The sequence below is a fragment of the Prevotella sp. E9-3 genome (genome assembly GCF_022024015.1).
Lineage (GTDB): Bacteria > Bacteroidota > Bacteroidia > Bacteroidales > Bacteroidaceae > Prevotella.
Window position 1 is genome coordinate 3,259,422 of the sequence record NZ_CP091786.1, and the last position, 12,929, is coordinate 3,272,350.

The 12,929-nt window shown below is 47.6% G+C and carries 5 protein-coding genes; all 5 read right to left on the reverse strand.

The window, feature by feature from the left end; genetic code table 11:
- Genes L6475_RS12685 through L6475_RS12705 form a run of 5 tightly spaced genes read right to left on the reverse strand, consistent with a single transcriptional unit; the run spans position 1 to position 12,381 of the window.
- A complete protein-coding gene (locus L6475_RS12685; RefSeq protein ID WP_237820602.1) occupies positions 1-1,770 on the reverse strand; it encodes a fasciclin domain-containing protein in 1,770 nt (589 codons plus the stop codon).
- Positions 1,771-1,807: 37 nt separating this feature from the next.
- Complete coding sequence (locus L6475_RS12690; RefSeq protein ID WP_237820604.1) at positions 1,808-4,003, reverse strand: fasciclin domain-containing protein; 2,196 nt, start codon at positions 4,001-4,003, stop codon at positions 1,808-1,810.
- An 18-nt stretch (positions 4,004-4,021) separates the two neighbouring features.
- Positions 4,022-5,803, reverse strand: a complete 1,782-nt coding sequence (locus L6475_RS12695) for a RagB/SusD family nutrient uptake outer membrane protein (RefSeq protein ID WP_237820606.1) — start codon at positions 5,801-5,803, stop codon at positions 4,022-4,024.
- Between the two features lie 14 nt (positions 5,804-5,817).
- Positions 5,818-9,327 carry a SusC/RagA family TonB-linked outer membrane protein gene (locus tag L6475_RS12700; RefSeq protein WP_237820609.1) on the reverse strand — a complete coding sequence of 1,170 codons (3,510 nt, stop codon included), beginning with the start codon at positions 9,325-9,327 and terminating at the stop codon, positions 5,818-5,820.
- A 54-nt stretch (positions 9,328-9,381) separates the two neighbouring features.
- Positions 9,382-12,381 (reverse strand): hypothetical protein, encoded by a 3,000-nt coding sequence (locus L6475_RS12705; protein ID WP_237820611.1) that lies wholly within the window; start codon positions 12,379-12,381, stop codon positions 9,382-9,384.
- Between the last annotated feature and the right edge of the window lie 548 nt (positions 12,382-12,929).

The following is a 12,929-nucleotide window of genomic DNA, read 5'->3' on the forward strand; positions in this document are numbered from 1 at the left end:
TCATTGTTTTTTTGCTTCATATTCATCTTTCTCAACCGGTCGCAAAATAATGGCATAGATGCGCATCTCTGTTGAATACTGGTTGTACAAAGGCTCGAAAAGAGAATCACTATACATCAGCGGACAGGTAATATTGATACTTGGATAGAATTCCCTGCCCAATCCTTCGTAACAGAACGGGAAGGTGAACTGTCCCAGATAGATTGTATCAACCTTATTTACATCCGTACTTATGAATGAGGTGCTGATGTCAAGAACATTCGGATTCTCAGCAGATGAAGAACTGAAATGATAGTTTGTCAATCCGCCTGCACCACAATAGCTCAAGTCGAAATTCAGCGGTGTCGGCTTGGTGGTCTGCTCAGCACCCAGACTTGCAGGCAAAACCACACAGTAGAAATTATAGGTAGCCGACCTTACATTGGGCAACTTCATAAACAGATTCGGAACACAGAATTCGTCTGTAGGCGTATAAACAATTGCTGTAAAGTCGGTTGCTTCCGGACCGAACAGTTCCTGTGCTGTTGAATCGGCCACCGGCACTCTGATAGGACGCGAAAGGAAGCTCTTGCCCATGTGAGTGGTTGGCATATAGACGAGTTCAGGATTATAGAGTTCCCACGGTTTGAAAGCCAGACTGTCCACAATTCGTGCCCAACCATTACTCATCTGCACCGGTTCGCCTACCAGATAATCGTTCAGCATTTCCTGCGGATTTGAGAACAAACCGCCCCTTGTGCTCTGCAGGGTGTCACCCTCTTGAATCGGACGACTAACGATGCTCATGTTCATCGTGTCTCGGTTATTATAAATAAGGTGACTCACCAGATTCAGTCTTGCTATAGAGTCTGCCTGATAAACAGGATTGATTTCGTCAGATGTTTTCTTAAACACATTACGTTCGTTATCGCCCTGACGACTGGCAGAATAAGGCTGTTCCAGCTTATCAATATCCTGAATAGTGGTATTGCTAAGATACTTATAACAGTTTCTCACACTGTTATACATCTTCTCATAGGCATTATCTGTGGGCATCAGGAAGGTGTACGAACTGTCTTCATTCACCAAGTCGGCATTCAGACGGTTACGGGTCAACAACTCATTGCTGGTGATCAGCACTGAATCCACATAGGTCTGCATGCCATTCACCATCGGACCTTTTTCGCTCTCCTGAAGGTTCAGTTCCGTTTTCTCATACTTCTTGAAATACTCAACCAACATATCAACTCCCTTGGCAACAGAGAGATATTCGTACAGGTTCGGATAGAAAGGCACCTCACCGTTAATCAGATGAAGAGTACCATTGCTACAGGGCACATTGCTCTCGCTGAGTGATACTCCAGCATAACGATAATCGCCATTACCCTCAAACTGGTGATACTTGCCATTCAGCATTCGTATGCGCTCTTTCACCTCTCCTGTTGCAGTAAAGTTGAACTTTGCTATATGATTCTTTACGAACTGCTCACGAAGCATGGAATCGCTCATTGCCTCATAGCGCGAGGCATCAAACTTTCCGTCCAACGGTGCCCAAACGGTATAGGCATTCAACTGGTCCAGTGTTTCGTGATAGCCCGTACGCTTCATCAAAGCAATGAAGTTGCTCAAATCCTGGCGTTGACAGATGGTCTGCCACAAGGTCTGTCCGGCAGTCGGTGTAGCCGATGCCGTTGACGGCACCTCATTATAGTCATCAAAGTCGGTACACGATGTGGCAGTCAGCACTGCTGCTGCCATCATCAGGTAACCTATATAATTGTTTCTTTTCATAAGTATTTTCAATTATCAGTTTTCAATTATCAATTCATCAGAACCAGTCTTCCGACAAGGATGTACTATTCACGATATCCAATGGTACAAACTCAATATAGTCCAATTGCCATTTCAAGTCCGTCTCATCGGGAATCACATTCTTAATACGAAGCCAGAACTCCTCACTCTGTTTGATTTCCAAACTGCGGCTCAGAATCTTTCGTAGTGAGGCATTGCGCAAATCGCTACGCTGATTTCTTTCCGTTGCACACTTCGGATCCGTCACAGTCTCCAAATCCACATGGTCTTTGTAGCTGTACAGTCCACGCATGTAGCCGCGGTTGCGCAAATCGGCATCACTGGCTATTCCATAGTCACCCTCTTCATAGAACGGTGTTGAGCCAATACGCGGGTCGTTGATAGGTACACGCACGTCGAGCGGAATATCCAACGGTTCCATACTTGACACGCTGCTCGATTTTCCCTTATAGAACATCATCATACCGCCGTGACTCATTGGGGTATAGAATATGCGGAACTCATAAACGCCGGTTGGCACCGGTGGCATCTTCACAGCCAGATCATAGTTGCCCCAGCCCTGGAAAGTATCACCCTGCCAGGCATTGTACAGTCCTTTGATATTATAACGCAAACGGTTCTCCTCGGTGTAACTCTTCACATTGTCGAAATAGTTCAGTGGGAATGCCACACGTGCACCACTCTTTCCTCCATTCAGTTTCGAGGCATCATCGCTGCTCATAAAGCGTATGCCGTTGTTGATAAACTCCGGCAGGATTGTTGTAGTATCGAAACGCAGGCGCTCGTGAAGCACTCCGTTGGGAACGCCCCAGTCATACAACAAGATGCTGCGCAGACCGTGGATATATCCGTTGTAAGCCTGAATATTGGTATCAAAATTCAGATTAGCATCCGTAGAACGTGCCACGCGCACGCCCTGACGCTGTATGGGGTGAATACTCTCACTACCCATTCCGTCGGGACCGAGGGTACCCAACTGGTCGGTCAGTGTATTGTTGGCAATCCATCGGTTGATATAGAGTTGGTTGCCTTGTGGCGACCATATCTTCAACAGCGTATTGGGAAGCATGGTCTCGTAATAGTCAAACGGACGACAACCGTTCACATAGTTCCATGCGCTATTGTGCTTTGGACTCTGTTCAAACACGAGTTCGTTCTGTGGCATACCGGCATAAAGGATATGATAGGCCACGAACATGTTCAATGCGTTGTTCCTACTGGTATAGTCGTCGCTTGTACTTACTGTCTTCTCATAAGTCCTGGAGCGCACATTCCACAAGCCTTTCTCCATCAGATAGTCGTACCATCCTTTCGCCGGATCGCCGGCATCCTTATACTTGTCGTTGGCATACTGAATCAGTCCGTTCAGATCCTGTGAATAGCCTTCAGCTGCCAACAATGGCTTCAGCACTACGTCAGGTTCTGCAAAGATGGTGTACTTTATCAGGCACTCTGTAGGATGATAGAGCGGACCCTTATAGTTGCTTGCATTGTCATTGATATCCGTAATCGTGTAGGTCACGTCTTTCTTTGAACGCTTCAGCGAGTCTTTCAAGCCGGTCAGTTTCAAGGCTTCCATAAAAATACCATAGTCGCCATGCTGATCCAACTCATCGGTAATCACTCGGTTACTGCGTGGAATCACCTTATTGATTGTATGCACCACGCCATTCAGCACTACACTGTCCGGTTCAATAATAGCCGCTTCCTTTTCCAAGGCCACCAGTCCCTGATATTTCACACTTGTCTCAGTCTGAACATATCGTCCTAACATGGTTCGAACATTCACGCCCGAACCCATTTCTACGGCTGTGCTGATACCATTGGCCAGATGATAACGGGCAATATCATTGCAAAGGCTGTCGCTCAGTCCTTCCAGCGAATTGGCTGTCATACTGTTATGAGGCACCAACGCCAGGGTGTCGTTATACAAGCTGTCAATATAGGTACTGATAGCATCGTTCACCGGTGCAAAACAAGTATATTCACCATAAGAGGCCAGGTTGCGGTCCAGTCCTACACGTTTCAATATATAGTTGAACGATGTCAGTTCTGCCTTACGTGCTATATAGTCTGCTGCGGTTTCTCCGGTAATGGTGTACATATCCGACTCGTCGGGTTCTGGATTACATCCCGTCGTCATCGTTGTTCCTGCCACCATGGCCAGAGCCATCAGCAGGTGTTCGAAGGTCTTTTTCTGATACTTTTTCATATAATCGTCCTCCTTCCTTTATTTCGTTGATTGCTGACTTGAACTGCTTGCATAGACTGGGTTCTGTTTCAGTCCCGGGCATAGCAGGATATCCGAATTGGGGATTGGCAAATAGAGATAGGCCTCATTGCGCATCTTTGCCTGCAGACCGGCCTGCTGGTTGGCATCTCTACGAGTGGCCAGACTCAGCATCTCGGAATAGTTGGCAGGCAGACTCTCCATGCCTTGATCGGCCATCAGTGCATCATAGCGAACGCCATCGACATGACGATAGTTATAGCGCATCAGGTCGTACCATCTCTTTCCTTCAAAACAGAGTTCGCGCAAGCGTTCTTCCATCACCAACTGTTCCAATCCGCTCTTTCCCGAACGCTTCATCCCTGAAAGTGAACCCCATTTCAGACTGTCTTCCGACATGGTTCCGTTGGTCACGAGGAGTGAGCGTTGCTGGACGGCTTGAACCAGATTGAATGCCTCACGCAGCTTTTGCTCGTAGGCAGCCTTTGCCTCTGTTGAGAAGCCTGTAGTGTCATTGGCCGCCTGCTGAACCATAGCCTCAGCCTTCATCAGCATCACGTCCGACAAGCGGTAGATAATATAGTTCTGGGCAAATCCGCCGTAGGTACGTCCTACAGCCGTCTTGGCCTCAGGTGTAACACCAGTTGAACGCTGGTCGGATACCATCTTTCTAATATCAAACACCTCATCATCGTTAGCATGCGAGAAGATGGTAGTATTCATTCTCACGTCAGAGGCAGCAAACACCTTGTTGGAAGTTGTAGCCGAAGCAATGGTGCTGGCCGTTGAAGCAAAGATTCCCGATGCTTTCAGGAAGCCCATCTGTGAGTTGTTGTTCTGATACTTAAACAGATAACGGCACAAAGGCAGGTTTGAGCGCACCTGCAGTTCGAACACGCTTTCCTCGGCATTCTGGTCAACAAACAAATTGCCATAGGCACGGGGTCCGTCAGCCAAAGGATATTCCTTCTTTACGATAGTACCGCCTTCATCCTTGTGCTGTGCTTTCTTTGAATCGATCACCAGGTTACAGTAATCAATGGCTTTCTGATAGTCGGCATCGCTATGCATCACCGATGCACGCCACAGATAGATGTCTGCCAACAGTGCATGAATACCATCGCGCGTGAACCAACCCACACGGCGCCAGTCAGAATCACTATAGCTTGATGCAATAATAGAATTGGCAGCAGCCGTTTCAAGACTCTCAATACATTTCTGCAGAACTTCTGCAGGAGTCATCTGTTCGAAATAGCGACTCTTGCTGCTATCCATAAAAGGTTCGTCCACATAGGGCACATCACGGAAGTTGCGTACCAGATAGAAGTAGCACAGCGAGCGCAAGGCCAACATCTGCGAACAGTCTGTCTGGTAGTCACCCTCGGTATAGTTAGGGTCTTCTTCCAACACCTCGCCGGCCTTTGCCAGCACTATATTACAGCGGTTGATAACGCTATAGAATGCATCCCATGAAACAAAGGTATTCGTCACCTGCGGACTCACTGAAGCTATCTCTGCCAACTGGTTTGGAATATCGCCTTCAATATTGCTCACAATCATTTCGTCGGCACGGAAGTCACCCCAGATCAGCAGACGCTCCATCACGCCTTGAGTGGTCATACCCTCATAGGCTGAATTCACCATCAGCGCCACGTCATTCTTGGTCTTCCAGAAATCCTCACCCACCGTGATATCATCAGGCAGGATGATTGTATCAACGCACGATGACAATGCTGTTGCCGTACAGGCCACACACATTATTTTATATATCTTGCTCTTCATAATTATTATATTCATTAGAATCCAACGCTGAGTGTAAAGGTGAACTGCTTTGAACGTGGTGTCTTCGACTGGTCGCGCGTGGGGAAATAGCCCGTTGCCGACACCTCTGGGTCAATACCACTATATTTTGTCCACACATAGAGGTTATTCATTGAAGCATACGCCTGCAAATCGGTGAGGCCCAACTCTTTCACCATTTTCTTTGGGAAGTTGTACGACAACTGCAGGTTCTGGAAACGAACGAAGCCGCCATCCTCCACATAACGGTCGGAAGCCTGATAGTTGTAAGGAGAGTTTACACCGCTCACATAGACGGCACGTGGCATCGGTGTCACATCGCCATCCTTGCGCCAACGATAGTTTGTGGTGGCACTCTGGTTGAAGGTTCCCGACATTGACTCCAGGTTCATACGGGCCAGGTTGATAATCTTATTGCCGAAACGGTAGTTGAAACGGCCGGTCAGTTTCCAGTTGCCATAACGCAGTGTCAGATTGAAACCGCCATTGATTTTCGGTTGTGAACTGCCCAGATATACCACATCATATTGGTCAATGTTACCATCACCATTCACGTCTTCATAGATGGCATCACCACCCTGGAAGTTATATCCGCTACCATTATTAATAGCATTGTAGCCGTAAGCATATTTCATGTGCTGGGGCTCTCCACTACTGGTCATGATCACCTTTCCGTCTGAACCCACAGCTACAGGGAAGGTCTTTCCGCTGGCCAACTGATCGTTGATCCATGCCTCATACTGGGCATCGGTCAGTTTATGCTCGTTGCGGTAGTTCTGCAGATAGTCATATCCATACTGATAAACGCCTTTATAGCGATAGCCATAGATAGAGCCCAACGGGTTGTTCAACTGCACACGAATGGGATAGCCCTGCTGGTCGTCAGTGTATTTACTGGTGTAGTTACCACGCACGGTAGGACTCCATTCTGTTCCGTTGATAGACTCCAGCACACTGGCATCCATCTCTTTCAAAAGGTTGCTGTTCTGCGCCATATTGATACTGAAGTCGGCCGAGAACTTACCTGCCTTCACAAATTTCTTGGCAGTGAAATTCAACTCCCAACCATCATTGGTCATTCGGCCCACATTGGCATAGGCCACTGAGTTATAACCGGTAATAGAAGGAATACGCAAAGCCTGCAACAGGTCGGTGGTATTCTTATGATAGTAGTCGAAATCAATTTCAAAGCGGTCGTCCAGCAATCCTAAGTTGAAACCAAGGTTATAGCTGGTGGTCTTTTCCCAACGCAGGTCGGTCAGCTTCAGCGTACTCAGCACGGCTGTTGCCTCTGTATCATTACCATGACCATAAGAGCTGTAAGAAGTGCTATAAGTTTCATAGAACAGATAGTCTTTGTCCGGCGCACGACCTACAACGCCCCAAGAGGCACGCAGACCCAACATGCTCAGGAAACTCTTCGACCATTTCATGAAGGGCTCGTCACTGATATTCCAACGGGCAGATGCACCGGGGAAGTAAGCCCATTTATGATCAGGACCGAACTTTGAATCGCCATCAGCACGCAGCGAGAAGCCTAATGAATAGCGCCCGTCCAAATAGCTGACATGCCCATTGTACAGGATGTTTTGAGAGTTTGAACGGCTATTGGTGCTTGAAGGAGATGAATAGCTAGAGGTTCTGACTACCGGCATGTAGGCATCGACCGTTGATGAAGTGATGCCATTAGGCAGATGGCTCATGCCCACTTGCTGAGAGGTAGAGTTCTGTGTGCTCATCTCATAGCGCAACAACATGGTGCTCGACCAGTCCTGATTGCGGAAATAAGGAGTAAACACGAACTCGGCGCGTCCGCCTATCTTCATGCGGTTAAACTCATAGTTTGTACTTACGTTGTAGTTATTCGTAGTCCAGTCGGCTGTGCTTAACACGCCAGGATAGTAAGTAGGTTTGCTCTCGGCAAAGATATCAAAGTCAACACGCCCGTTAAAGGTCAGACGGCTCTTTTCGGCTTCTGTTCCCAGAATTTCATATTTCAAGGTGAAATCAGGAGTCAGTCGATAGGTTTGATCTTTCACCCAGGCCTGATGAGCAATGGCTACAGGATTGCCCAATCCCAAGATGTCGCGCATCATATAGGATGAGTAAGGACCTGCCTTAGGAGTATAATAGGTATTTGACATACCCGGAACGCCTTGCCAGGGATTCATCTGATAGAACTCATCGGTGTCGTTTCCCTGACCGTCCTGACGATAGACAGACATATTAGGAGCCATATTCTGGGCAATATCCAACAAGCCGCGATAGTTTGAGCCGTTGATTTTTCCCTCATAGTTCTTATCGTTGTCGGTATAGGTAAGGGCAAAGTTTGTCAGAAAGCGAATACGGTCGGACACGTTATAGTCCAGGGCCATACGCGTGGTGAACTGCTGGAACTGCTGTTCAATGATAGACCCGCTCTGCTGCTTATAACCGGCCGAGATGCGGAAGGTAGCTTTCTGTCCGCCACCCGACAGGTTCACGTTGAAGTCGTGCATGGCACCAAACTGTGTCACCTCCTTCACCCAATCGGTATTGTTGTTCCAGTTTTCATACTCTTCCCATGAACGGTCGTAGTTCAACTCAGAAATGGTGGTGGTACTGGTAGAGCTCTGTGTGGCACGATACAGTTCGTCCTTCATCAGCATGGTGTAGTCGTCACCGTTCAGCAGCTTGTAGCCTTCGGGCTGCCATGTACCCGTGAACTTATAGGAGAACTTCACCTTTGGTTTGCCACGCGAACCGCGCTTGGTGGTAATCTTGATGACGCCATTGGCACCACGCGAGCCCCATACGGCTGTAGCAGCAGCATCTTTCAGTACTTCGATACTGGCAATATCCTCCACATTGACCGACAACAGCGAAGAGTACTGCTCTTCATCGGCATTGGCATAGTCGAAATCCTCATCGGGGTTGTCGAAAATCTTATCATCGACTACAATCAAAGGATTGGCATTGGCCGAGAGGGTGGTCACACCACGAAGGCGCATCTGAGAACCGGCACCCAGGTTACCCGAATTAGACACGATGTCCAAACCGGCAATCTCACCCTGCAGCGCCTCATCGGCTGAGGTGAAGGCCAGACCTTCCACCGCCTCCATGTTCATGGTCTGCGAGGAAACGGTCATCTCCTTTTTTTGGATTTGCAGACCGCCCGAATTGGTGCGGCGTCCCTTTACCGTTACCTCTTTCAGGACGGTGTTTTCAGGTTCCAGCTTTATATTGAAAGTAGTATTGTTTCCGATAGAAACGATTTTGGTCTTATCGCCTACATACGAAAACTTCAGTTTGTTCTTGGTGCTCTTCACCTGCATAGAGAAGTTTCCGTTGAAGTCGGTCTGCGATGCCGACACGATACGGTTGTTCGCATCCACTTCGACCACATTACCCATCATGATGGGGCCCTCATTGTCGCTCAGCGTACCCGACACGCGTACACCTTGCGCCATTGCCCACGCAGCAATGGTACAAAGCAGGGCTGTAAAAAAATGTCTCTTTATATTCATAATCTGTTATAGGCTTTTAGCGTTCTTAATATGCTTCGTTACAAGTCGTTTGCATCATTTCTTTCTGGCTTTCGACTTGCTGTAGAACTTTCCATTCTGTTCGCCGCACAATGGTTCCGAAATCTGATGGATGGCACAGAACGATGAGGTAAGAATAGCGTTCGACTGTGTATTCTTACAAGCGACAATGGCCTTTGAAGTAGGATTATCCTTACCCAGCCAATAGTCACGGGTCATGTAGTTCACCATCTTAGAGGAACTTCCATCGGTAACAGTCTGCGAACGATTGGCAGCATCGCGTACGGTCAGCTGACCGCCACCGCCTGTCAGATAGACTTCTTTGGCTACGCCCATCTCGTCGTTGACGAGGGTCTTGTAACGACCGCCATCCACCTTATTGTCGGCATAGACCGAACTCATCACGAAATGGTAGCGGATGAAACTGCTGATGGCATCAATCATTCGACGTGCCTCATCCTTATCGGCTTTCTGAGCATCGCTGATTTCGACTTCTACTCCATTCCACTTATTATAGAGTGCCTTCACATCGTCCCAACTGGGCAATCCCATCTCGCTATAGGCTTTGTCCATAGCATCGTTATCGGGAGCAAAGAGGGTATAGTTATAGGTATTGAACATACGCACATTCTGATCCAGACATGCATCGGCCCAACTATGACCGCCCAGACGATAGTTGCTCACAAAAATCTGGTAGCTTTCAAAGGGAGAGGGACCAATGACTGAGTCTTTTTCATTCTTCGGCTCGTTCACGCTGATACCAGCCCACTGCATCACGGTACGATCCTTAAAGCCGTTGCACAATGCCATGAACTGGGAGAACTGACTGTGAGTGCTCAATACTGAGTAAACACTTTCCACAGGAGGCTGGATAATGTGGTCTATACGATAGGCATGACCGTTTTTCTCAGGATACACCTGTGTGATTTTTGAAGCAGGGAACAGGTCGCCCTTGGCTATCTGCAAACCGGATTCCACTTTAGAGCCCACCTGATTGCCGTCAATACGGATAGCTCCACCATGCTTGGTCTTGAAATAACGGTTGCCATTATTGCCAATAGGAACAAAACGCTCTTTACCGTCGGTACCGGTCTGCTTGTCGGCAGGCAGCACCACAGTATGATAGTTCAGGATATCAATGAGTTGGGTACGCACATTACCAATTTCCTCGGGTATGCCCGGTGTGGTAATGGTACCTGTCTCCAGGTCAAAATAGTGGCGCTCACACTTCAAGTAGGGAAGGTCGTTCTTGTTGCTGTTATCAAAGAAGAAATGCAACACTTCCGGACGATCGGCAGCCGAAGCAGAAGTTCCTGCCTTGTGCTTGAGGGATGTGGGATCCAGGTAATAGCAGTCGCTGGAGAAGGCATTGTCATCGGGAATGAAGAAAGCATAGTTGGACGACATTGACAACAGATAGTACTTAAAGTCCACCAACAGGCTCCACTTGTTGGGAGTTCCGCTGGCAGGAGTCTTATCCTGGACAGCCCAGTTCATTACGCGCATATCAGGATAAACGGATGCCGGAGCCAGCACTGCCTGATACTCATCGGGAGGCAGCAACTGTGACAACACATAGACAGCACCATTATTGGCAATGGTGATGTCGTACTTGCCATCGGCTTTCTTCACCAGCAGTTCTTTCTTCAGTCCCATAAACTCGCCGGCATCGTTAGGCACCGTCTCAAACTTGCTGGGAACGGTCGAAGCGAAAGATGACTTCAGCAGGTTGTTCAAGAAAGCTGTCAGCACCTGTGGATTCTTCGAATGCAGTGAGTCCAGATTCTCTTCCAGATGCTCAGGTGTGTTCTCGGCACCTTTATAGTTGCCGTAGATATCCATCAGATAGGCACCATCGCCCTTGTCGGTGGGCGAACGCTGAACGAAATAGTCGGCCACGGCCTGATCGGTAGGAGCAAAGAAGGCACCCATATCCATAATTGGATAGTCGATACCAGTATTCTCCTGCGAAGGCTTCTGATAGTAAGTATTCCAACCTGGGTCGTAATTCAGTAAGGTACTGATCTGGCGACCGTTGATACGGTTCAAGGGGCCAATCAAACCTGTCTCAGTATCGGCCGAACGTGAACTCAGGTAGCGTTTGGCATAAATGGTCTTATCGGGCAATGCCGGACTCTGCTTGCGGGCCCATGCATTGTAATAGTCTGTGGTGGTAGGCACCTCAACAGGCACAGCAAAATATTCCAGAATACGACTAATCAGTTTTGTATTATCTTTCTTGCTCAACACCTGAGGCATATTGCCTGGAGGCAACACTACATCGGCCATCTGATGGATGTAGCCATTCTGGCAGGTTACATCGGGAACAATCACCTGATTGTTAAAGAGGAAGGCCGTCTGTTTATCCTCGGGATAGGGTGTACCGGTGAGAATGGCAAAATCGCTCTCACTGCCGGCGGTGGTAATGCCGTTGTTCAGCATATAGTCGCGGGTGAGATGCACCACCATGGGTTTGGTAGCATCGGCCACCACATCTATTCCGGTATTATAATAAGGTGCCCAGTAAGGATTGTTCTTAGGCATGTCTTCTTTCCCGGCAAGGTGTATCAAGCTATCGGTCACGTTCACGTTGGTCTCGTGCTTCAGCGCGCCACCCAGTTGAGGTTCGGCTGTTCCGTTCGACACATTGGGCAACAGCTGCAACAGCAACGGATTGTCAAGCATCGAGGAATAGAGCAACAGCTTTTTCTGCCCCAACGTCAGGTCCTCATACTTCTCCGCCCCCCATGCCTTGGAAGCAAAGAATCGCTCGAAAGCCTCATCATTGGCCGGGAACACCGTCTTCGATCCGGTACGGCTCAGCGTCTCAGCCTCACCCAGATCATCTATCAAACGCAGATAGTTTTTGAAAGTGCCTTGAAGCCCCACTTCTGCACGCGGATTCTGCAATTCCGCATAGATACTGGAACCAAGCCAAGAAGGCTTACTCTCAGCATCCACCTCTTCGTACTTCTCAACACAGGAGGTAAAAAGCCCTGTCACTGCGAGAGAGACACAGAAAAAGATTTTCTTCATAAAGTGTTATGTATTAGCTAATAATGTTTTGGATAATTCGAAATATTTGTAGTTCGGTAGTTATTCAATTTGCAAAATAAGTAAAAATTAATGAAACAACAAAAAAATCTGTCTGCAAATATTGACCTTTGACTACGTTTTTTGTAAAGGTGGTATATTCATTTTAACAAAAGCTACCATCGGTTTTTATGGAACACCTACAGTCAGAAAAAGTATAGATATACAACTTTAAAGTGAATAATTATTACGTCAAAACGCGCGAGAATCGCACGGAATTCACCAACTCCTACTTCGGACTTCTCTGTGCGAAATATGAGCAATTGTAGTGTGAGTTGCGAATTATTCGCAACTAACTGAATATCAAGTATTTACAATTTTAAAGCTCAAAAAGGCATCTCTTTTTTCTTAAAAGTCCTCGAATATAAGCTGCAATAGAACGTTAGTTATACCATAACTGAATGCAAACTATACAGCAACTACCATTCAGTTATACTGCAACTACCATTAAGTTGCGGTATAAAACTTAAAGGATTGCGGTATAAGATGCA